The organism is Paraburkholderia sp. Cpub6 (assembly GCF_014201065.1).
Lineage (GTDB): Bacteria > Pseudomonadota > Gammaproteobacteria > Burkholderiales > Burkholderiaceae > Paraburkholderia > Paraburkholderia tuberum.
Window position 1 is genome coordinate 1 of sequence record NZ_JACHDM010000007.1, and the last position, 20698, is coordinate 20698.

The following is a 20698-nucleotide window of genomic DNA, read 5'->3' on the forward strand; positions in this document are numbered from 1 at the left end:
TAATAAAACGAAGTCTGTCATCTTCACCGAAGAAGGATTACGTGAGTCCGAGCGGCTCTTTAAGCAGCACTTCGTCATCGCTGACAGTACAGGACGTTAATACAACGAACTTCCAACTCACGACACTAGATAAGTACATGAAAATGCTATGACAGCATTCTAATAGAGCCAGGTAGTCGTCGAAATACGCTTGCGCCCGAATGCGCCCGAAGAAAAGCCAGCGGCGCTGCAACGCCCGCTGGCTGTCACCTCGAACCTCCACCAACACACTTTCAATGTGTTGATTAATTTTTTTAAAAACAAAGACTTGAGTCGTTTTCCATGCCGAGATATATTCCGCTCAATGAGGCGCGCCGGCCGACCAGCACGAGCCAGCAAATAACGGATTGATACTCGGAATATTTGATGAAAGGACAACCAACTACTACGACAGACGAACAGGAAATCGGCGACCTTCAGAACTCCATTATCAGCGCGTTCAGCTATGCCGGCTTCGCCATCACTACAGCGAGCGGCGAAACCGCCACACTGGCCGTACTCGACAAAGACGGCAACGTGATCGACTCAGGCGCAAGCGTGTCGATCGCGGCCTGGAACGTAGCGATCAAGGCGTATCGAAACTTTCTGCAGGGGCAGTCACATCTACGCGTACACTCGAGCCCACCAGCCGGAGTCAAACCATAAAGCATCTGTACTTGACGCAAAAGACTGAGAGCCCACAAATGACGTGGGCATTTTTGTTTTGGGCGAACACGTACGTAGGGATTCGATGTTTTATTTCGAATTAGCGCAGGCGTCAGCGCCTACGCTGAAGTATCATCGCGGGCCGCCCCCATTGACGTTCAGAAGCACCCGCCAATGACCGACCAGAACTATCAAGCGATCCTCGAACAGATTCATCGCGACATCAAACCGTGGCGCACCGCAGGCCGCGTCGCCGATTACATTCCCGAACTCGCGAAGGTGCCCGCCGAACGCTTCGGCATGGCGGTCGTCACGCTCGACGGCCGCGTGTTCTCGGTCGGCGATGCGCAAACGCGCTTTTCGATCCAGAGCATCTCGAAGCTCTTCGCGTGCACGCTCGCGTTCCAATTGCTTGGCGACGCATTGTGGGAACGCGTCGGCCGAGAGCCGGCGGGCACCGCGTTCAATTCGCTCGTCCAGCTCGAAAGCGAGCGCGGCAAACCGCGCAACCCGTTCATCAACGCGGGCGCGCTGATCGTCACCGACGTGTTGTGCCGCCGTTTCGTGCAGGCTGAAACGGCACTGGTCGAATTCATGCGGCGGCTGACCGGCGAATCCAGCATCGACTACGATTTGCGCGTTGCGCAATCGGAGTTGCAGCATGCTCACCGCAACCGCGCGATGGCGCATTTCATGGCGAGCTTCGGCAACATGGAAATGCCCGTTGAGGCGGTGGTCGACGCGTATTGCCGGCAATGCGCAATCTCCATGAGCTGCGTCGAGCTGGCGAAGGCGGCGCTATTTCTGACCAATCACGGTGTGGTGCCGGCCACCGGCGAGCGGATTCTCGACACCAGTTCCGCCAAACGCCTTTCCGCGCTGATGCTGACCTGCGGCACCTATGACGCGGCGGGCGATTTTGTCTACCGGGTCGGCTTGCCGGCGAAAAGCGGTGTGGGCGGCGGCATCGTCGCAGTGCTGCCGGGCGAGATGGCGGTCTGCGTGTGGTCGCCCGGGCTCGACGCGAACGGCAACTCACTTGCCGGCGCCCAGTCATTGGAATGGTTGACCACGCTTACAGGGCAGTCGATTTTCTGATAGCACTTGCTGCGCACACCTCAAAAGGTTGATTTTCACTTAGTTCAAGCGTCCTCGTGCGCGAATTGAAGGCCATGTACAGGCTCTAGAACCGACCCGTTAAATCGACGCTTGAGCCCCGCCCCGCGCGGGGCTTTTGTTTTCCGCGCCAACTCAACGCAGTTTATTTCGAGTGACTTTCGGGCAGCCGAGAGAGACGAAGCCGACTTTCGGCGTGGCGCCCGGCACGGCCGGAGCGTTCGAGGGGCTGGAAGACATGGGGAACCGCTTGAAGACGTTAAACCCTGAATTGTAGCGGTTCGCCACCGCCACCGCTCGTAAGTCTTTGAATTCTAGTCTTCAACCGGGGATGGGTTCGGCAGGATCGGGTTGATTCAGCTCGCTATTTTCGTCGCTGGAAACGTGCTGACGCGTCGGCGCCGACGCGGCTCCGGCCGCCAGCGCCTGGCCGATTACCGTAAGAATTTCGTCAGAGTCCTGCACTCGCCGGATCGCCGCATGCAGTTCGGCGGCTTGCGGCCAGGTCCGCTGCAGGTAGCTGAGCCACTTCTTGACGCGGCCGTGCTCATGGGTCAGCGTGCCATGCGCCCGCAGCTTGTTCATGTAGCCGACGATCGAACCCAGCACCTGCTGCCATTCGTCGGCAGATGGACACGGGTCGAGGAGCCCGCGGATTCGCTGCGCGAGGAACGGATCCGACACGGCGCCGCGCCCGATCATCACGTCCGCGCAGCCGCTGACCGAGCGGCAACGCTGCCAGTCCGCCACCGTCCAGACTTCGCCGTTCGCGATGACGGGCACGTCGACGGCGTCGTCGATGCGCGCGATCCACTCCCAGTGCGCAGGCGGCCGATAGCGGTCGTCGCGCGTGCGCGCATGCACGACGAGCGAGGCCGCGCCGCCGTCCGCGAGCGCCTGCGCACATTCGATCGCCCGCGACGTGTCGGACACGCCGAGGCGCATTTTTGCCGTCACCGCGATATCGGCAGGCACCGCGGCGCGCACGGCCGAGACGATCTGGTTCAGCAACTTCGGGTTCGCGAGCAGCATCGCGCCGCCGCCGTGGTGATTGACGACTTTGGCGGGACAGCCGAAGTTCAGGTCGATACCGTAGGGCGATAGCATGGCCGCGTACGCGGCATTGCGTGCCATCCACTCGGGATCGCTGCCGAGCAGCTGGATCACCATCGGCGTGCCGCTGGCGGTCACGCTCGCGTGCAGGATTTCGGGCGCCTCGCGCTCGTAGACGCGGGTTGGCAGCAGCGAGCCTGTGATGCGGATGAACTCGGACACGCAGCCGTCGAAAGCGCCCGCGCTCGTCAGCACGTCGCGCAGCACATAGTCAGCGAGCCCTTCCATTGGGGCGAGAAACAGCCGGCTCATGAGCGGTGTGGGTGAACGGCGGGTCAGAGCAGAATGATCCGCGCGGCCTTCGCAACGGAAGACGCTGACGCGATCAGGGAGACGGTCTGAAACATAGGACGGGCCCAGCGGAAGAAAAACGGTAACGGCGCAAGCAGCGGTGTGCCGGCAGTGGACGCAACGGATATCGAGCCGCGGCCGGAATCCGGTTCCGACGGAAAAGCGTCCCCACGCGCGGGCCGCCATTGTAGCGCGTCGGCGGCTGCACTCCCGCGAGCTCGCCGCCATTCAATCCTTCACTTCTTCTCCGTCTCCGGATTGGCCTGCGGCGTGGCCGGCGCATTGCTCGCATTGCTCGCATTGACCGCGCCGCCCGGCGTAAACGGGAACGTGGCGAACATGGTCTTCGCCTGATTCTGCATCTGCTCCTGCATCTGCACGAACATGTTCTTCGATTGCTCGATGTAGCTGGTCATCATGCCCTGCATCATCGGCGCCTGCATGTTCATGAACTGCGACCAGACTTCGGGGTTCATCGCCTTGCCTTCATAGAGATTCTTCGACTGGTCGGCAAGCTTCGCCTGAATGTCGATGAAGGCCTGGATGTTCTTTTCCAGATACGTGCCCATCATGCCTTGCATCGCATGACCGTAGAACCGGATGATCTGCGACAACATCGACGACGAGAACATCGGCAGGCCGCCGCTCTCTTCTTCGAGAATGATCTGCAGCAGGATCGAGCGCGTCAGGTCCTCGTTGCTTTTGGCATCGATCACCTTGAAATCTTCCTGATCGAGCACGAGTTGCTTCACATCAGTCAGCGTGATGTAGGTACTCGTCTCGGTGTCGTAGAGCCGACGATTCGGATATTTCTTGATCAGTCGTTCGGCCGTTTTCTTTGTAGTAGTAGTCATGTAACGCCTTTAAGCTCGAGTTAAGCAAACGCGGAAACGGCGTCCGGGCTGTGCAACGGAATCCATTGCGCAGCCGGGACGCCGGCGAAACCATCTGAGCCGAAGCGCGCCGCCTTCCGGTCCGGCGCGCCGATGGCTCAGCCCATATGCAAGCCGCCGTTCAGCGAAAAATCGGCGCCCGTGGCGAAGCCCGATTCTTCCGACGCAAGCCACGCGACGATCGAGCCGATTTCGTCCGGCTGACCGAGGCGGCGCACCGGAATCGTCGCGACGATTTTTTCCAGCACGTCCGGGCGGATCGCCTTGACCATGTCGGTGCCGATGTAGCCCGGCGACACGGTGTTGACCGTCACGCCCTTGGTCGCCACTTCCTGCGCGAGCGACATCGTAAAGCCATGAATGCCGGCCTTCGCGGTCGAATAATTGGTCTGGCCGAACTGGCCCTTCTGGCCGTTCACCGACGAAATGTTGATCACCCGGCCAAAGCCCCGCTCGACCATGCCGTCGATCACCTGCTTGGTGACGTTGAACAGGCTGGTCAGATTGGTGTCGATCACCGCCGTCCAGTCTTCGTGCGTCATCTTGCGGAACACGACGTCGCGCGTGATGCCGGCATTGTTGACCAGCACGTCGATCTCGCCGACTTCGGCCTTGACCTTGTCGAATGCGTCCTTGGTCGATTGCCAGTCACCGACGTTACCCTCGGAGGCGACGAAGTCGTAGCCGAGTACCTTCTGCTCGTCGAGCCACTTCGCACGGCGCGGCGAATTCGGGCCGCAGCCGGCGATCACCCTGAAGCCTTCCTTGTGCAGACGCTGGCAGATGCTGGTGCCGATGCCGCCCATGCCGCCCGTTACGTACGCAATTCGCTGTGTCATAAACCACACTCCGTTATCGTTGTCGAGGCGCCTGCCGGCGGCCTCGTGCCTCGCCTGATGCTGGTTCGCGTTGCCGCCGGGCGACCGTCTGGCAACGCGCACTGCCGACACGAGTCACCTGTTGCAACGCGCCGCACCGCCAGTTGACGTGCCGCGCGGCCAGATGCCTGTGCCGGCGAAGACCGCGCGCGACCGGTCGCGAGTGCGCGCGGCGTACCCAGCGTACTTTAAACGCGCTCGACCGCGAGCGCGACACCCATGCCGCCGCCGATACACAGCGACGCCAGACCCTTCTTCGCATCGCGCTTCTGCATTTCGTGCAGCAGCGTGACGAGAATCCGGCAACCGGACGCGCCGATCGGGTGGCCGATCGCGATCGCGCCGCCGTTCACGTTGATCTTCGACGTGTCCCAGCCCATCTGCTTGTGCACGGCGAGCGCCTGCGCGGCAAACGCTTCGTTGATTTCCATCAGGTCGAGGTCGGCCGGCGTCCAGCCCGCGCGCTCGAGGCAACGGCGCGAAGACGGTACCGGGCCCATGCCCATCACCTTCGGATCGACACCCGCGTTCGCGTATGCCTTGATGCGCGCGAGCGGTGTGAGGCCGAGCGCTTCCGCTTTTTTCAGCGACATCACGAGCACCGCGGCTGCGCCGTCGTTCAGACCCGATGCGTTGGCCGCCGTGACCGTGCCTTCCTTCGAGAACGCCGGCTTCAGGCTCGCGAGTGATTCGGCCGTCACGCCATGACGCACGAATTCGTCGGTGGTGAAGCGCAGCGGCTCGCCCTTGCGTTGCGGAATCTCGACCGGCACGATTTCGTCGTTGAAGCGCCCCGCCTTCTGCGCGGCTTCCGCCTTGTTCTGCGACAGCGCCGCGAACGCGTCCTGCTGTTCGCGCGTGATGCCGTGCTCCTTCGCGACGTTCTCGGCCGTCACGCCCATGTGGTACTGGTTGTAGACGTCCCACAGGCCGTCGACGATCATCGAGTCGATCAGCTTCGCGTCGCCCATGCGGAAACCGTCGCGCGAACCCGGCAGCACGTGCGGCGCGGCGCTCATGTTTTCCTGGCCGCCTGCCACGACGATGTCCGCGTCACCGGCGATGATCGCGTTGGCCGCGAGCATCACGGCCTTCAGACCTGAGCCGCAGACCTTGTTGATCGTCATGCCCGGCACGGCCGCCGGCAAACCCGCCTTGATCAGCGCCTGACGCGCGGGGTTCTGACCGGAGCCCGCCGTCAGCACCTGGCCCAGAATAACTTCGCTCACCTGTTCCGGCTTCACGCCTGCCCGTTCGAGCACGGCGCGCACCGCGATCGCGCCGAGTTCAGGTGCGGCAATCTTCGCCAGCGACCCACCAAACTTGCCCACTGCAGTACGAGCGGCCGATACGATCACAACATCAGTCATTTCCATATCCTCCGGGCATCCCGGCCAACTGCGCCACAGCCCGTTACGTTAAAAATTGCGTTGCAACTTGCGTTGCTCTCACGCCTTCATCAACCAGACGCTCATTCACCTGCCAAACACCTATGCACCGGCCGACTGCGCACTATGCCGACGTCGACAGCAATGCCGTCCGCGCGCGTCGAGCCTGTGCGTGAACCTACTCCCGTTGCCGCACGTAGCGGCCCGGCGCCGGCTCGATGACCGGGAATTCGTCGGAGCCCAAATTGGCGCGCGGCTTCACTTTCTTGCCGCCGTACTGATCGAGCCAGTCGGTCCATTCCGGCCACCAGCTGCCGGGCACTTCGGTCGCCGCGTCGAACCATTCGTCCGCGCTTTCGGGCAGCGTGTTCGCGTCGGTATCGAGCTTCCAGAAGCTGCGCTTTTTCTTCGCGGGCGGATTGATCACGCCGGCGATATGGCCCGACGCGCCGAGCACGAACTTCAGCGGCCCGGTGAGCAGCGGCGCCGACGCATACGCGGTTTGCCACGGCACGATATGGTCTTCGCGCGAACCGTAGATGAAGGTCGGCACGTCGATCTTCGACAGATCGATCGGCTCGCCGCAGGTGGTCAGCGCACCGGGCTCGCGCAGCTTGTTCTCGAGATACGTGTTGCGCAGATACCAGACGTACATCGGCCCAGGCAGACTGGTCGAGTCGCTGTTCCAGTACAGCAGGTCGAACGGTACCGGCGTGCGGCCCTTCAGGTAACTGTCGACGACGTAGTTCCACACGAGGTCGTTCGGGCGCAGGAACGAGAACGTGTTCGCGAACTCGACGCCGCGCATCAGTCCCGGCGGCGCGCCGTTCTTGCCGCCGATGCTCTGCTCGCGCATCTGCACGTGCGCCTCGTCGACGAACACGTCGAGCACGCCCGTGTCGGAGAAGTCGAGCATCGCGGTGAGCAGCGTCATCGACGCGGCCGGATGTTCGCCGCGCGCCGCAGCCACCGCGAGCGCGGTGGCGAGCATCGTGCCGCCGACGCAAAAGCCGAGCGTATTGATCTGCTCGCGGCCGCTGATCTTGCGCACGGTGTCGATCGAGGTGAGCACACCCTCGCCGATGTAGTCGTCCCACGTCTTGTGCGCGATGGACTGATCCGCGTTGCGCCACGAAATCAGGAACACCTGATGGCCCGAATCAAGCCCGTGCGCGACGAGCGAGTTTTCGGGTTGCAGGTCGAGAATGTAGTACTTGTTGATGCACGGCGGCACGATCAGGAGCGGCCGCTCGCGCACGGTCGCCGTGCGCGGCTTGTACTGGATCAGCTGCAGCAGATCGTTCTCGAACACGACCGAGCCTTCGGTGTTCGCGAGGTTCTCGCCGACCGCGAAACGCGATTCGTCGGTTTGGGAAATCTTGCCGCGCTGCATGTCGGCGAGCAGGTTCATCACGCCCTGGCGCAAGCTCTCGCCTTTGCTGTCGAGCAGCGTTTTCTGCGCTTCGGGATTCAGCGCGAAGAAGTTGCTCGGCGAGGCCGCCGCGGTCCACTGCTGGACCGCGAAGCGAATGCGCTCGCGGGTTTTCGGCTGGGTGTCGAGCGCGTCGACCAGCTGCTGCAGATAGCGCGCGTTCAGCAGATACCACGCGGCGGTGAACGCGTAGGCGGGCGCCGCGCTCCAGGCGTCTGCGCTAAAGCGCCGGTCCTTGAGCTCGGGCGCCTTGATCGCCGACGTGGTGGCCTGCTGGATCAGCTCCATCGCCTCGCGCGAATAGTCGGTCTGCAGCTTCTGCAAACGCTCGGGCGGAATCGCGGCGGTGGGAATGCTCAGCCCCGGCAACGACGGCAACGCACCGGCGGCCAGCTTGCTGAAGTCGGGCATACCGGGAAACGCCGGTATTTGCGGGAAGCCCGCCGTTATCTGTGCGAGGTCCGGCATCTGCGGCATTAAGGGCATCTGAAATGCCGTGCCATCGGGCTGCGCACCGAACGAACGCCAGGCGTTCATCCAGGCGTCGAGAAATTGCTGCATGCCTGCGGCTGACGATACACCGCTCGTACCGGCCTGCTGCGTCTGCTCCTTCGAGGAGTCGGTGCTGGGGGAAGCTGAGGAATGAGATGCTGCCATACCTGCTTTTGACCGGTAAGTCCTTGCGGACGGGTTGAGAGGCAGGTCCGTGCGCACGTGGCGATTGCTCGCGACTTCGTCACGCCCTGTCCCATGAACGACGAGGAGCTTAGAAGGAACATTCTTGCTCCCCATCACAAGGCATGTCAATGCTTGCTCCCGATTTTGCCGCAGTGCGATAGTTTTTTAATTATCGTTTTCCCTGTATGGCAAATCGCGCTTTAACGAATCAAATGATGCCTGCCTCGGGTAAATCCGAAAAACTCCTAGGGCGCATGGCACTTAAGCATATTTATTCGTTCGGTCGCCCACACAGCCGGCGGGCGATTCGCGCTATCGGCGGGCCTTCCGGCAGCGCAACAAAAAATGCGTGTGAAGGCCGGGGAACGGGCCCGTCAGCGACGGGTCGGCAGTGGGATTCGCGAATAACGACCCGGTGCGCATTCACGCGAAATAAAACCACGGCTCGATTTTAAAAGTATGACGAGATGCGCCCGCGCGCCATCCCGAATTAATCGGCAATTGATTGCGCCTGTTCGTCGATCCAGATCAACGCGGCCATGCGACCGGTCTCGCGATCACGGCGATACGAATAAAAACGCTCGCGCAACGTGACCGTGCACAGATCGCCGCCGCTGATGCGCGTAAGGCCGAGCCGCTGCAGGCGCAGGCGCGCCAGCGCCGGCAGATCGGCGAGATATTTGCCGGCATTCGCGGGATGCGCGACGAATGCCTGCCCGGTCGCGTCGCGTTGTGCATCGTCGGCACCGGTCATGAAGGCGTCACGCACGTCTGCGCCGACTTCGAACGCGGTGGGTCCGATCGACGGCCCGAGGTACGCATGCAGCTCGCTCGCCCGCGCACCCGCCAGCGCCGCGACCCGCGCGGCGGTCTGCTCGACGATGCCCGCCGCGAGTCCGCGCCACCCGGCATGCGCGGCGCCGACCGCGCGCCCCGCTTCGTCGCACAACAGCACCGGCATGCAATCGGCGACCATGACGACGCACGCGATGCCCGCGCCATCGGTGACGCTCGCGTCGGCGCGCGCCGGCGCACCATGCTCGCGCGCGTGCGCGATCGCATCCTCGGCGCGGACGATGCCGGCGCCATGGATCTGTTCGAGCCACGCGGCCTCGCGAACACCGGCAAGCGCGACGAGCCGTGCGCGATTGCTCGCGACCGCGGCGGGATCGTCGCCGGTCTTCATGCCCAGATTCAGCCCGCCAGGCTGGTCGGCTCCCTCGCGCCAGCGGCCGAACGGCGCGTCGCTGACGCCGCCGTCGCGGGTGGTCACGAGCGCGCGCACGCGCGGCGACACGTTCCATGCGGGTTGCACGACATCGGCAAAACCCAGCTCCGGGAGATTGGTGCTCATGCGTGATCGTCCTCGTCGTGGTCGCTGTCTTCATCGTACGCGCCGTCGTCGAACGATGCATCGTAGTCCTCGTCCTCGCCATACGCATCGTCGAACTTGCCCGCGTCGTCGCGACCCAGACCGAGCGCGGTCGACAACGCCTCGATGTCGGCCGGCACCTCGGCGCGCCATTGCATCGAGCGGCCGGTCTTCGGATGAATCAGGCCGAGCCGCCACGCGTGCAGCGCCTGGCGCGCGAAGCCGTCTGGCAGCGGCGTGACCGAGCGCTTGCCGCGCGCGCGTCCGTACACGGGATCGCCGAGCAACGGATGACCGATGTGCGCGCAATGCACGCGAATCTGATGCGTGCGCCCCGTCTCCAGATCGCAGTGAATCGCCGTGACCGGCTGACGCTGCCAGATCGCCGAGGCGACGCGCCGGAAATGCGTGCGCGCCGGCTTGCCGGCCGCGCCCGTCACCACGGCCATGCGCGTGCGCTCGCGCGGATCGCGGCCGATCGGCGCGTCGATCGTGCCTTCGTCGGGCAGGTTGCCCCACACGAGCGCGAGGTAGCGGCGCTTGACCGTGCGCGCCTGCAACTGGCGCACGAGGTCAGTCTGCGCCTCGAGCGTGCGCGCGACCACCATCAGCCCCGAGGTCTCCTTGTCGAGCCGATGCACGATGCCCGCGCGCGGCAGACCCGCCGCGGACTCTCCATAGCGGTAGAGCAGCCCGTTCAGCACGGTGCCGCTCCAGTTGCCAGCCGCCGGATGCACGACCATGCCGGCCGGCTTGTTGATGACGACGAGCGTGTCGTCCTCGTAGACGATGTCGAGCGGCACCGGCTCGGGCGTGAAGGCGAGCTGCTCGGGCAGCAGATCGGGCACGAGCTCGATCGTCGCGCCAAGCGGCACCGGCTGGCGGATCTTCGCCGCCTTGCCGTCGACGCGCACCCGCTGCGCCTCGATCCAGCTTTGCAGACGGCTGCGCGAGAACTCCGGGAATACTTTGGCGAGCACCTTGTCGAGGCGCTCGCCGGCCAGTTCGTCGGGTACCACGACGCTGCGCGGCGCTTCGTCGGCCGCGCGCACGGGCACGGGTGCCGCCGTGGCCGCAGAGCCTTGCGGGCTGCTTGCGGCGAGCGCGTCGCTGGAGAAATCGTCGTCGAGGGAATCGACGCCCAACGCGTCGGCCGGGTCGGCGCTTACGCTATAATCTTCGTTGCTATTCCCGGCGCCTGCGGCGCCTGCGGCACCTGGAGTATTTGAGCGGGTCATTGAATCTGGGTCACCTGGACGTAAAGCTAGACTGGAAAATGCGAGCCTTGAACACCATCACTGAAGCGGCGATCAATTTGGCGGCCATCAAGAAGGCGGCCCGGAAAGTGGCCGGATACATTGCGTGCGCCGCGGCCGTCGTCGCTGTTGCGGCTTGCCACGGCCTGCCGGAGAAGACCGACGAAACGGCAGCGTGGAACAACAACAAATTATATACGGAGGCGAACGACGCCCTGACCGGTGGTGACTGGGGCAAGTGCGCGAAGTATTTCGAGCTGCTCGAGGGCCGCGACCCGTTCGGCCACTTCGCCCAGCAGGCGCAGATCAACGTCGCGTACTGCAACTGGAAAGACAACGAAAACGCCGCCGCCGACCAGGCCATCGACCGCTTCATCCAGCTGCACCCCGATCATCCGGACATCGCCTACGCGTATTACCTGAAGGGCATGATCCACTTCAACGACGACCTCGGTCTGTTCGGCCGCTTCTCGGGCCAGGATATGAGCGAGCGCGATCCGAAGTCGCTGCGCGAGTCGTATGACGCGTTCAAGGTCGTGGTGGACCGCTTCCCGAACAGCAAGTACGCGGCGGACGCCGCGCAGCGCATGCGCTACATCGTGAATGCGCTTGCATCGCACGAAGTCCACGCCGCGGACTACTACTATCGCCGCGGCGCCTATGTCGCCGCCATCAACCGTGCGCAGCTCGCATTGCGCGAGTACAAGAACGCGCCGGCCATCGAAGACGCGCTGCACATCATGATCCTGTCGTACGAGAAGCTGAACAACCAGCAACTCGCCGACGACACTCGTCGCGTGCTGGCCGGCACCTTCCCCGACAGCCCGTACGTGACCGGCCACGCACGGCCCGGCACGGCGAAGTCGTGGTGGCAGTTCTGACGCCTCGCGCGCCGACGGCACTCTGATCGTCGCCTGAAAACGAAAACGCCACGACCTCGGTCGTGGCGTTTTCGTTTATGCGCGCCGCGAGACTCAATCGCGCTCGAACAGCGCAATCGATTCCACGTGCGACGTATGCGGGAACATATTGACGACGCCCGCGCCCACCAGCCGATAGCCGGCCTCATGCACGAGCAGCCCGGCATCGCGCGCGAGCGTGGCCGGCGCGCACGACACATAGACGATGCGCGTCGGCAGCGGCCCGTTGCCGCTCTGCGCGATCTCCGCGAGCGCCTTCGCGATCGCAAGCGCGCCTTCGCGCGGCGGATCGACGAGGAACTTGTCGAAGTGGCCGAGCGCGCGCAAGTCGTCGGCGGTGACTTCGAACAGGTTGCGGCACGCGAACGACGTATGCCCGGCGACGCCATTCAGCTCCGCATTCGCGAGCGCGCGCTGGGTCAGCACTTCGCTACCCTCGATGCCGACCACTTCCCGCGAGATTCGCGCGAGCGGCAGCGTGAAGTTGCCGATCCCGCAGAACAGGTCGAGCACGCGGTCGGTGCGTGCCGGCGCCAGCAGGCGCAGCGCGCGGCTCACCAGCACGCGGTTGATCGCGTGATTGACCTGGGTGAAATCAGTTGGCTTGAATGGCATACGGATGCCGTATTCGGGCAGCGTGTAGTCGAGCTGCACGTCGAGAGGATAAAGCGGCGTGACCGTGTCGGGACCGCCCGGCTGGATCCAGAACTGCACCTTGTGCTCGTCCGCGAACTCGCGCAGCACCTGCTCGTCCCCGGCCGTCAGCGGTTCGAGGTTGCGCACGACGAGCGCCGTGACCGACGAGCCGACCGCGAGCTCGAGCTGCGGCATGCGGTCGTAGATAGACAGCTTGCGGACCATGAAACGCAGCGGCATCAGCATCGCCGACACATGCGGCGGCAGCACCTCGCAGGTCTTCATGTCGGCGATATAGCTGCTCTTCTTCTCGTGAAAGCCGATGCGCATGCCGCCGCGCTCCGGCAGGTAGCGCACCGCGAGCCGCGCGCGATAGCGATAACCCCAGGACGGCCCGTGAATCGGCCGGAACACCGTTTCGGGGCGCAGCTTCGCCAGATGCTGCAGGCTGTCCTCGAGCACGCGCTGCTTGACCGCCACCTGCGCGCGCATGTCGAGATGCTGCATCGAGCAGCCGCCGCAGATGTTGAAGTACGTGCATTTCGGCGTCGTGCGGATCACGCTTTCGCGGAACACCTGGACGACTTCGGCCTGCTCGAATTTCGGCTTGCTGCGATGCGTCGAATAACTGACGAGTTCACCCGGCAGCGCGCCTTCGACGAACACCACCTTGCCTGGCGTGCCGTCTTCGCTCGTGGTGCGGCCCACGCCGCGCGCTTCCATATCGAGCGAAACGATTTCGATGAGCGGTTCGTTGCCGGTAATGACGGGCGCCGGCGCCGGGGCGTGCGCCCTGGCATGCTTCGATGAGCGCCGCGGCGAGCGACGTGGGGGGGCAGTTCGGGACACCTGCGGACTTCCTGACAAACTATGGGGGAAAGGCGAGATTGTAGACGAAGCGCCGGGCTTGCCTGCGATGCGGTGCGGACCACACGCGGAGCGAGTGCGGATCGCGGCCCGGATTGCGGCTCCCCGGCGCAGGCTCTGCTCGCGCGCGCTTACTGCACGAACGCCGCCAGATACTCGGCCCACTGCGGCGCGCTTTCCAGCGCGAGCGCGTTCTTCACGAGGTTGATCTCGTCAGCATACTCCGACGGCGAAAAGCCACCGCGCATCAGTTGGAAGCGGCAATACAGCAGGTACGTATTGACGACGTCGGTCTCGCAGTAATTGCGGATTTCCTCGATACGCCCTTGCTGGAACGCCTGCCACACCTGACTGCCGTCCATGCCCATCTTGCCCGGAAAGCCGCACATCTTCGCGAGCGCGTCGAGCGGCGCGTTCGCGCGCGCCTGGTACATCGCGAGCACGTCCATCAGATCGGTGTGTCGCGCGTGGTAGCGGCTGATGTAGTTGTTCCACTTGAAGTCGCGGTCGTCCTCGCCGAGATCCCAGAACCGGTAGGCGGGGATGCCGTTGACGAGCGCGCGGTAGTTGAGAACCGGCAGATCGAAACCGCCGCCGTTCCACGACACGAGTTGCGGCGTGTACTTTTCGATCACGCGATAGAACGACTGCACGAGCGTCGCCTCGCCGTCCTCGGGCGTACCGAGCGAGCGCACGCGAAAACCGTTGTTGTCACGGAACACGCAGGAAATCGCCGCGACCCGCTGGAGGTGATGCGGCAGAAAATCGCTGCCAGTTTTTTCGCGGCGTGCGGCGAACGCGTGCTCGGCGACGTCGGCGTCGCTCATCGACGCGGGCAAATCTTCAAGCCGGCGGATGCCGGCGACATCGGGAATCGTCTCGATGTCGAAAACAAGAATCGGTGTCATCAGGTCAGAGAACGGCGTCTTTGCGGACACCGTTTGAGGCAAAGAAGCGCTTCAGTCGCACCAGCGCTTCCTGTTGGATCTGGCGCACACGCTCGCGCGTGAGGCCCATTTCGTCGGCCAGCTCCTCGAGCGTGGCGGGCTCGATGTGATTCAGACCGAAGCGCCGCTCGATCACATGGCGGTGCTTGTCCGACAAACGCGCGAGCCATGCGCGTGTCAGTGTTTCGAGCTCGCGATGCTGCACTTCGGCGTCTGGCGACTGGCTCTGGTCGTCCGACAGCAGATCGAGCAGGCTGCTCGCCGGATCGAGATCGAGCGGCGCATCGAGCGAGGCGGTGTGCTCGTTCAGCGCGAGGATGTCGGTGACTTCGTCGGTGGTCTTGCCGGTCAGATAAGCGATGTCGTCGATGCTCGCGTCGCGGCGCTCGGCCGCCTCCCCCGAATTCATCGAGTTCTTTTCCAGATGGCGCTTCGCGCGCAACACCTGGTTGAGCTCACGAATCACATGGACGGGCAATCGCACCGTACGCGCCTGGTTCATGATCGCGCGCTCGATGCTCTGGCGGATCCACCACGTCGCGTAGGTCGAGAAACGGAAGCCGCGCGTCGGATCGAATTTTTCGATTGCGTGCATGAGGCCGAGGTTGCCCTCCTCGATCAGATCGAGCAGCGGCACGCCGCGATTCAGATAACCCTTGGCAATGCTGACGACCAGCCGCAGATTGCGCTCGATCATCACCTGCCGCGCTTCGAACTCGCCGGCCTTGGCAAGGCGCGAATATTTCTGCTCTTCCTCGACGGTGAGCAACGGCTTCACGCTGATGCGATTCAGATAATGCTGGATCGTGTCGGCCGTGAGCTCGGCCTGCAGCAGTGCGCGGAAATCGTCGGCGTCGGGCGGCGCCTCACTGGTGGTTTCGCGCGCGTCAGCGCTCTCGCTGTCGTCGAGGCCGCTCTGGCGTTCGTCGAGATCGCGCTCCTCCGCGACCTCTTCTTCCACTTCCGAAGCGCCGCTTTCGTCCACTGCGGCAGACGTGACTTCGCTGATCGTCTCAGACTCGGCTTGCGGCGGGCGGCGCTTCGATTTCGGCATGGTCGTATCGCTTATTGCGGCGGCAAATACTTCAGTGGGTCGACTGGTTTACCCTGTCGGCGAACTTCGAAATGCAACATCACACGGTCGGAATCGCTATTGCCCATCTCTGCGATCTTCTGCCCCTTCGTAACCGCGTCCCCCTCTTTTACCATCAAAGCGCGGTTGTGTGCATACGCGGTGAGATAAGTTGCATCATGCTTGATGATAATGAGATTGCCGTAACCACGCAGCCCATTTCCGGCATAGACGACGCGACCATCGGCTGACGCTTTAACCGGCTCGCCCGCGGAGCCGCCGATATTGACGCCCTTGTTGGTCGAGTCGTTGAACGTGTTGAGCAGCGGACCGCGCACCGGCCATGCAAATGCTACGTTGCCTGCCGCGGCGCTGCCGATGTCGGCGCTCGCCGCAGAGGGATTGGCCGGAGGCGCAGCTACCGCACCATTCGCGGGCGTACCATTCGTCGCGCCGCCGTAGAGCGGCGGCATCGCGGCGCCGACCACGGCCGGCGCGTTGTTGTTCAGCGGTGCGCTTTGCACCGCGCCCGTGCTGCCGATCGGCGCGGTCGACACGCCCGGCGTCATGGCCGCGGTATTCGCGCCCGGCGGCACGACGCGCAGCAGCTGGTCGACTTCGATCTGATTCGGGTTGGTCAGGTTGTTCCACGTCGAGATGTCGCGGTAATTCTGGCCGTTTTCGAGCGCAATGCGGTACAGCGTATCGCCCGGTTTCACGCGATAGTAGCCGGGCGGCGGCGGGCCGAGCGGCACCGCCGGTTGCGCTGCGCCCTGCGCGGTGGCGAGCGTGCCGCCGCCGGAGCGGTCGACGACGGGCGCCTGGTCGAGCCGGGATGCACAGGCCGTCATCAACAGGGACAAGGCGAGCACGCACACGCTGCGCTGGGTTACGGTCAGGGGGGTATTCGGGGTGGTTCTCTGCATCGCGCGCAACATACTCATCGGTGTCAAATCACTCCGGATTTTAAGGGTACAAAGAAAACGCGATCAAGCCGCGACTCGCGCCATTGCGCGGGGCCGAGGCGCTCGATCAGCGTCAGCACCTGGCTCTGTCCTTCCTGCGAGCCGACCGGCGCAACCAGACGTCCGCCGATCGCAAGCTGCTCGAGCAACGCCTGCGGCACGTCGAGCCCGGCCGCCGCGATCACGATCGCGTCGAACGGGGCCGCCGACGGCAAACCAAGCCGCCCGTCGCCGTAATGCAGCCGGATATTCGGAATGCGCAGCGGACGCAGATTCGTCTTCGCGCGCTCGGACAGCGGCTTGATGCGTTCGATCGAATAAACCTCGCGTGCGACCTGGCTCAGCACCGCCGCCTGATAGCCGCAACCGGTGCCGATTTCGAGCACCGTGTTCAGCGCGCGCCCGGCCGCCGCGAGTTCGATCATTCGCGCAACCACCGACGGCTTCGAGATAGTCTGGTGATGACCGATCGGCAGCGCGGCATCTTCGTACGCCTGGGCCGCAAGACCCGGATCGACGAACATGTGGCGCGGCACCGCCGCCATCGCGTTCAGCACACGCTGATCGCTGACGCCATTGGCTCGCACGCGTTCGACCATGCGTTCGCGAACCCGTTCCGAGGTCAGCGCCAAGGCGTTGTTCATCGCGCCGCTCATTGCACCGGCCAACGCGGCGTTCGGCGCGGGTTTCGCGCTTTGCTGCAGTTGCGACTGGAGTAATGGCGTCGCGCGTGCGCTGTGGCCAGACGCATGCGTCGAGTTTTTGCCTGGCTTGACCGACGACTTTGGTGCTTGCTTGACAGGCTGCCCCGCCAATGCACCAGCCAACGAGTTCGCCGTTGTCTTAGCGACTGGCGCGGCCTGCGGCTTTGGCGGCATTACACCGGTCGCCGCCGTTGACGTACCGAACGAAGCACTTTGCGTCTTCGCCTGGGGAATCACCTGGGGTCGCGTCGCCGGCGTAGATTGCGCAGCAGCTGAGGTCCTCGCTTGCGCCCGTGCGGCCGCGCCGCCCTGCGTCGGTTTCGCCGACTGCTGCCGTGCGTTCAACGCCGCGCTCGCCGCGAGCGCCGCCGCGCGCATCTCACCCGGACGTCCCTCGGGCCGGCGCGGTTCGCGCACCAGGTCCTCGAGACCTAACGGAAAGCGCTTCGCGCGCTCGCCGGTCATGAACTGCCGCTCCCGGCGCGCAGCCAGTCGCGCGCCGCGGGCAGCATTTGCGTGTAGGTCAGATCGAGCTGCAGCGGCGTGATCGACACGGCGCCGTTGGCCACCGCATGGAAGTCCGTGCCTTCGCTCGCGTCGCGCGCCTGGCCCGAGGCGCCGATCCAATAGATCGGTTCGCCGCGCGGATTGGTCTGGCGGATCACCGGCTGCGACGGATGACGTTTGCCGAGTCGCGTGATCTGCCAGTCGCGCAGTTCGTCATACGGCAGGTTAGGAATATTGACGTTCAGCAGCGGATGTCCCGGCAACGGCCGCGCGAGATAATGCGCGACGATTTCGGCGGCAACGCGGGCCGCGTCTTCGAGATGCGCCCAGTCCTTGTCGACGAGCGAGAACGCGATGGCCGGCACCCCGAACATGATGCCTTCGGTGGCGGCTGCGACGGTGCCGGAATACAGCGTGTCGTCGCCCATGTTCTGGCCGTTGTTGATACCCGACACGACGAGGTCCGGTGTATGGTCGAGCATGCCGGTCAGTGCGATGTGCACCGAGTCGGTCGGCGTGCCGTTCACGTAGTAGAAACCGTTCGCCGAACGCAGGACCGACAGCGGCCGCCACAGCGTCAGGGAATTCGACGCGGCGCTGCAGTTCTGTTCGGGAGCCATCACGGTGACGTTGGCGATCGGCTTCAGCGCTTCGTAAAGCGCGGCGAGGCCCGGCGCCAGATAACCGTCGTCGTTGCTGAGTAGGATTCGCATGCGCCGATTGTAACCGAGGAAAGATGGCACGCGAACGACATGGACGGCGTGTCCGCGTGGCGTGCACAAGCGTCGTGCGAGCCAGTATTTTCCAGTGCGCGGATGCTTGTATCGAACGCAAAGATGCAGCTTCGCACTGAACGCGCGGCCGTGCGCGCTCGTCGATGAATCGGCATCCTGTGCGTACTTCGCGCTGTGCAATGCAATACGGCTTGCGCGAGAAGCGCGCGCGACGCATCAAAAGCGCGCTGCACGTTGTAACCCGCAGCGCAATAAATCGCACGGTCGTGCGCTTTACTTTACACTCGAAAACAGTGCAAACCCTGAACAATACGGAGACACGATGCGCGCGATTCGCTGCAAGCAGTACGGGCCGCCCGAGAGCCTGGTCGTCGACAACCTGGCGGATCTCGAAGCGCCGCCTGGCCACGTCGTGATCGACGTGAAGGCCGCTGCCGTCAATTTTCCCGACGTGCTGATCATCGAGAACAAATACCAGTTCAAGCCGCCGTTGCCGTTCACGCCCGGTTCGGAAGCCGCGGGCATCGTGCGCGCGGTGGGCGAAGGCGTCACGCAGTTCAAGCCTGGTTCGCGCGTGGCCGCGTTCACCGGCTCCGGCGGTTTTGCCGAGCAGGCGCTTGCGCCCGCCGCGGCCTGCGTGCCGCTCGACGATGACGTGTCGTTCGAACTCGCGGCCGCGTTCACGCTCGCGTATGGCACCTCGCATCACGCGGTGGTCGATCGCGGCGCGCTGCAGCCGGGCGAGACGATGCTCGTGCTCGGCGCGGCCGGCGGAGTCGGGCTGGCGGCGGTCGAAATCGGCAAGGCGCTCGGCGCGCGCGTGATCGCGGCGGCATCGAGCGACGAAAAGCTCGCGACCTGCATGAAGCACGGCGCGGACGCGACGATCAACTACAACACCGAGGATCTGCGCGAGCGCATCAAGGCGCTCACCGACGGCAAGGGTCCGGACGTGATCTACGACCCGGTCGGCGGCATGTATGCGGAGCCGGCGTTTCGCAGCATCGGCTGGAGGGGGCGTTATCTGGTGGTCGGCTTTGCGAATGGCGAGATTCCAAGGCTGCCGCTGAACCTGATGTTGCTCAAGGGCGCAAGCGTGGTCGGCGTGTTCTGGGGCGACTTCGCAAAGCGTGAGCCGCAGCGCAATCGCGCGGCATTCGAGCAGATGACCGGCTGGATTCGTGAAGGCAAGCTCAAGCCCTACGTGTCGGCCCGCTACTCGCTCGACGACACCGGCCGCGCGTTGCGCGACATGGCCGAGCGCCGCGTGATCGGCAAGGTGGTCATCACGCCGTAGCACAACCAATAAAGCAGCATCAAAAACGGCGCGGCGGCCGACTGCGATTTCGGCCGCCGCGCCGCTTGCGATCCACGTTCACAACTTCTCTGTATCCCCGGTGCGCGGCTGCCACTTCATCAAACGCCGCTCCGCGGTCCCGACGATCGCATCGAGAATCAGCGCGAACGCGGTCAACACCAGAATCCCCGCGAACACCGTGTTGATATCGAAGGTGCCCTCGGCCTGCAGGATCAGATAGCCGACGCCGCGCGCCGAGCCCAGATACTCGCCCACCACCGAGCCGACGAACGCAAGCCCCACCGACGTATGCAGGCTCGAAAACACCCAGCTCATCGCGCTCGGCAGATAGACGAAACGCAGCAGCTGTTTGCGGTTCGCGCCGAGCATGCGCGCGTTCGCGAGCACGACCGGGCTCACTTCCTTCACGCCCTGGTAGACGTTGAAGAACACGATGAAGAACACCAGCGTGACGCCGAGTGCGACCTTCGACCAGATGCCGAGGCCGAACCACACGCCGAAGATCGGCGCGAGAATCACGCGCGGCATCGAGTTCGCGGCCTTCACGTACGGATCGAACAGCGCGCTCGCGGTCGGCGCGAGCGCGAGCCACAGGCCGACGCCGAGCCCGATCGTGGTGCCAAAGACGAACGCGAGCACGGTCTCGACGAGCGTGATCCACAGATGCAGATAGATCTCGCCGCCCGTGAACCATTCCCAGATCCGCTGCAGTACTTTCTGCGGCTCGCCAAAGAAAAACGCCGCCTTGTTCGGATCGTCGAAATAGAACGGCGGTATCAGCGTCGGGCTCGTCAGCACGTACCACAGCACGAAGCACAGCACGAGCAGCAGCCACTGCCAGATCACCAGATTCGCCCGGCTCGGGCGCAACGTCTTCCACATGACTTGGTTTGCCTTGGACGATTATTGAACACGTCTTCTTTTCGA

Annotated in this window: 19 protein-coding genes; 5 read left to right on the forward strand and 14 right to left on the reverse strand. The window is 64.0% G+C overall.

Annotation, left to right across the window (positions count from 1 at the left end; all coding sequences use genetic code 11):
* The 3 genes from HDG33_RS36950 to HDG33_RS14590 form a co-directional block, all read left to right on the forward strand.
* The coding region (locus HDG33_RS36950; protein ID WP_221311425.1) for a DUF6429 family protein at nucleotides 1–100 on the forward strand (100 nt) is incomplete at its 5' end.
* 305 nt (nucleotides 101–405) lie between these two features.
* Nucleotides 406–684 carry a hypothetical protein gene (locus HDG33_RS14585; RefSeq protein ID WP_184028790.1) on the forward strand — a complete coding sequence of 93 codons (279 nt, stop codon included), beginning with the start codon at nucleotides 406–408 and terminating at the stop codon, nucleotides 682–684.
* A 174-nt stretch (nucleotides 685–858) separates the two neighbouring features.
* Nucleotides 859–1782, forward strand: coding sequence for a glutaminase (locus HDG33_RS14590; protein ID WP_184028793.1), 924 nt, complete (start codon nucleotides 859–861; stop codon nucleotides 1780–1782).
* 339 nt (nucleotides 1783–2121) lie between these two features.
* Here the strand turns inward: HDG33_RS14590 and HDG33_RS14595 are convergent, their stop codons facing one another.
* From HDG33_RS14595 to HDG33_RS14625, 7 genes are all read right to left on the reverse strand, one after another.
* On the reverse strand, nucleotides 2122–3165 hold the full coding sequence (locus tag HDG33_RS14595; RefSeq protein WP_184028798.1) for a tRNA-dihydrouridine synthase: 1044 nt from the start codon (nucleotides 3163–3165) through the stop codon (nucleotides 2122–2124).
* 275 nt (nucleotides 3166–3440) lie between these two features.
* Entirely contained in the window at nucleotides 3441–4058 is a 618-nt protein-coding gene (phaR, locus tag HDG33_RS14600) for a polyhydroxyalkanoate synthesis repressor PhaR (protein WP_184028813.1), read from the reverse strand.
* A gap of 137 nt (nucleotides 4059–4195) precedes the next feature.
* A complete protein-coding gene (locus HDG33_RS14605) occupies nucleotides 4196–4936 on the reverse strand; it encodes a 3-ketoacyl-ACP reductase (RefSeq protein WP_090805746.1) in 741 nt (246 codons plus the stop codon).
* Between the two features lie 227 nt (nucleotides 4937–5163).
* Nucleotides 5164–6345 carry an acetyl-CoA C-acetyltransferase gene (locus HDG33_RS14610; RefSeq protein ID WP_184028823.1) on the reverse strand — a complete coding sequence of 394 codons (1182 nt, stop codon included), beginning with the start codon at nucleotides 6343–6345 and terminating at the stop codon, nucleotides 5164–5166.
* A 196-nt stretch (nucleotides 6346–6541) separates the two neighbouring features.
* Complete coding sequence (phaC, locus tag HDG33_RS14615; RefSeq protein ID WP_184028850.1) at nucleotides 6542–8356, reverse strand: class I poly(R)-hydroxyalkanoic acid synthase; 1815 nt, start codon at nucleotides 8354–8356, stop codon at nucleotides 6542–6544.
* Between the two features lie 607 nt (nucleotides 8357–8963).
* Entirely contained in the window at nucleotides 8964–9827 is an 864-nt protein-coding gene (gene pgeF, locus HDG33_RS14620; RefSeq protein WP_184028866.1) for a peptidoglycan editing factor PgeF, read from the reverse strand.
* Nucleotides 9824–11083, reverse strand: a complete 1260-nt coding sequence (locus HDG33_RS14625) for an RluA family pseudouridine synthase (RefSeq protein ID WP_184028880.1) — start codon at nucleotides 11081–11083, stop codon at nucleotides 9824–9826. The genes pgeF and HDG33_RS14625 overlap by 4 nt, the downstream gene beginning before the upstream one ends.
* 38 nt (nucleotides 11084–11121) lie before the next feature.
* Between HDG33_RS14625 and HDG33_RS14630 the strand changes: the two genes are divergently transcribed.
* Entirely contained in the window at nucleotides 11122–11982 is an 861-nt protein-coding gene (locus tag HDG33_RS14630) for an outer membrane protein assembly factor BamD (protein ID WP_090804648.1), read from the forward strand.
* Between the two features lie 93 nt (nucleotides 11983–12075).
* On the opposite strand, the gene rlmD is transcribed toward HDG33_RS14630, so the two are convergent.
* The 6 genes from rlmD to surE form a co-directional block, all read right to left on the reverse strand.
* Nucleotides 12076–13506 carry a 23S rRNA (uracil(1939)-C(5))-methyltransferase RlmD gene (rlmD, locus tag HDG33_RS14635; RefSeq protein WP_184028916.1) on the reverse strand — a complete coding sequence of 477 codons (1431 nt, stop codon included), beginning with the start codon at nucleotides 13504–13506 and terminating at the stop codon, nucleotides 12076–12078.
* A gap of 149 nt (nucleotides 13507–13655) precedes the next feature.
* Nucleotides 13656–14432, reverse strand: a complete 777-nt coding sequence (locus HDG33_RS14640; protein ID WP_184028919.1) for a 3'-5' exonuclease — start codon at nucleotides 14430–14432, stop codon at nucleotides 13656–13658.
* Between the two features lie 4 nt (nucleotides 14433–14436).
* Nucleotides 14437–15525, reverse strand: coding sequence for an RNA polymerase sigma factor RpoS (gene rpoS, locus HDG33_RS14645; protein ID WP_184028930.1), 1089 nt, complete (start codon nucleotides 15523–15525; stop codon nucleotides 14437–14439).
* A gap of 11 nt (nucleotides 15526–15536) precedes the next feature.
* Complete coding sequence (locus tag HDG33_RS14650; protein ID WP_184028933.1) at nucleotides 15537–16487, reverse strand: peptidoglycan DD-metalloendopeptidase family protein; 951 nt, start codon at nucleotides 16485–16487, stop codon at nucleotides 15537–15539.
* A gap of 5 nt (nucleotides 16488–16492) precedes the next feature.
* Entirely contained in the window at nucleotides 16493–17677 is a 1185-nt protein-coding gene (locus tag HDG33_RS14655) for a protein-L-isoaspartate(D-aspartate) O-methyltransferase (protein ID WP_184028936.1), read from the reverse strand.
* The gene (surE, locus tag HDG33_RS14660) at nucleotides 17674–18432 is read right to left on the reverse strand and encodes a 5'/3'-nucleotidase SurE (RefSeq protein ID WP_184028939.1); all 759 of its coding nucleotides are present in this window, start codon (nucleotides 18430–18432) and stop codon (nucleotides 17674–17676) included. Before surE ends, HDG33_RS14655 begins: the two co-directional genes overlap by 4 nt.
* Nucleotides 18433–18775: 343 nt before the next feature.
* On the opposite strand from surE, the gene HDG33_RS14665 reads away from it, so the two are divergent.
* On the forward strand, nucleotides 18776–19750 hold the full coding sequence (locus HDG33_RS14665) for an NADPH:quinone oxidoreductase family protein (protein ID WP_184028942.1): 975 nt from the start codon (nucleotides 18776–18778) through the stop codon (nucleotides 19748–19750).
* A 78-nt stretch (nucleotides 19751–19828) separates the two neighbouring features.
* Here the strand turns inward: HDG33_RS14665 and HDG33_RS14670 are convergent, their stop codons facing one another.
* The gene (locus HDG33_RS14670; protein ID WP_090804632.1) at nucleotides 19829–20653 is read right to left on the reverse strand and encodes an ABC transporter permease; all 825 of its coding nucleotides are present in this window, start codon (nucleotides 20651–20653) and stop codon (nucleotides 19829–19831) included.
* Nucleotides 20654–20698: the final 45 nt, after the last annotated feature.

Excerpts from the sequence above, each read along its gene's own strand:
- phaR (WP_184028813.1), bottom strand. The coding sequence starts at position 4,058 with ATGACTACTACTACAAAGAAAACGGCCGAACGACTGATCAAGAAATAT.
- surE (WP_184028939.1), bottom strand. The coding sequence starts at position 18,432 with ATGCGAATCCTACTCAGCAACGACGACGGTTATCTGGCGCCGGGCCTC.
- HDG33_RS14585 (WP_184028790.1), top strand. The coding sequence starts at position 406 with ATGAAAGGACAACCAACTACTACGACAGACGAACAGGAAATCGGCGAC.
- HDG33_RS14630 (WP_090804648.1), top strand. The coding sequence starts at position 11,122 with ATGCGAGCCTTGAACACCATCACTGAAGCGGCGATCAATTTGGCGGCC.
- HDG33_RS14625 (WP_184028880.1), bottom strand. The coding sequence starts at position 11,083 with ATGACCCGCTCAAATACTCCAGGTGCCGCAGGCGCCGCAGGCGCCGGG.
- rpoS (WP_184028930.1), bottom strand. The coding sequence starts at position 15,525 with ATGCCGAAATCGAAGCGCCGCCCGCCGCAAGCCGAGTCTGAGACGATC.
- pgeF (WP_184028866.1), bottom strand. The coding sequence starts at position 9,827 with ATGAGCACCAATCTCCCGGAGCTGGGTTTTGCCGATGTCGTGCAACCC.
- HDG33_RS14670 (WP_090804632.1), bottom strand. The coding sequence starts at position 20,653 with ATGTGGAAGACGTTGCGCCCGAGCCGGGCGAATCTGGTGATCTGGCAG.
- HDG33_RS14590 (WP_184028793.1), top strand. The coding sequence starts at position 859 with ATGACCGACCAGAACTATCAAGCGATCCTCGAACAGATTCATCGCGAC.
- HDG33_RS14640 (WP_184028919.1), bottom strand. The coding sequence starts at position 14,432 with ATGACACCGATTCTTGTTTTCGACATCGAGACGATTCCCGATGTCGCC.
- phaC (WP_184028850.1), bottom strand. The coding sequence starts at position 8,356 with ATGCAGCAATTTCTCGACGCCTGGATGAACGCCTGGCGTTCGTTCGGT.
- HDG33_RS14655 (WP_184028936.1), bottom strand. The coding sequence starts at position 17,677 with ATGACCGGCGAGCGCGCGAAGCGCTTTCCGTTAGGTCTCGAGGACCTG.
- HDG33_RS14605 (WP_090805746.1), bottom strand. The coding sequence starts at position 4,936 with ATGACACAGCGAATTGCGTACGTAACGGGCGGCATGGGCGGCATCGGC.
- HDG33_RS14650 (WP_184028933.1), bottom strand. The coding sequence starts at position 16,487 with ATGAGTATGTTGCGCGCGATGCAGAGAACCACCCCGAATACCCCCCTG.
- HDG33_RS14665 (WP_184028942.1), top strand. The coding sequence starts at position 18,776 with ATGCGCGCGATTCGCTGCAAGCAGTACGGGCCGCCCGAGAGCCTGGTC.
- HDG33_RS14595 (WP_184028798.1), bottom strand. The coding sequence starts at position 3,165 with ATGAGCCGGCTGTTTCTCGCCCCAATGGAAGGGCTCGCTGACTATGTG.
- HDG33_RS14610 (WP_184028823.1), bottom strand. The coding sequence starts at position 6,345 with ATGACTGATGTTGTGATCGTATCGGCCGCTCGTACTGCAGTGGGCAAG.